Origin of the sequence: Nostoc sp. CALU 1950, from assembly GCF_051172895.1 — a bacterium.
GTDB lineage: Bacteria > Cyanobacteriota > Cyanobacteriia > Cyanobacteriales > Nostocaceae > Nostoc > Nostoc edaphicum_A.
In genome coordinates this window covers 1-272 of sequence record NZ_JBDNJQ010000473.1, presented here as the reverse complement: position 1 = coordinate 272, position 272 = coordinate 1, and the positions used below count along the sequence as shown (strand labels likewise).

1 protein-coding gene is annotated in these 272 nt (G+C 45.6%); it reads right to left on the bottom strand.

The genetic code is table 11. The annotated features are described in order from the left end of the window. A partial coding sequence (locus ABF638_RS38470) for a tetratricopeptide repeat protein (protein ID WP_435027966.1) occupies positions 1-272 on the bottom strand: 272 nt, incomplete at both ends.

Here is a 272-nt window from a genome sequence, read left to right as displayed (position 1 = left end):
GCTAAAGCTTGCTGATAGAACTCCAAGGCTTTGGGGTACTGTCCCAGACTCTTGTAAATAAAGCCAATGTTGTTGAGGGTATTGCCAACGCCAGAGCAATCGCCAATTTGTTTTTGAATGGCTAAAGCTTGCTGATAGAAGTCCAAGGCTTTGGGGTACTGTCCCAGACTGTCGTAAATTCTGCCAATGTTGCTGAGAATAGTACCAACGCCAGAGGGATCGCCGATTTTTTGACGAATGGCTAAAGCTTGCTGATAGAACTCCAAGGCTTT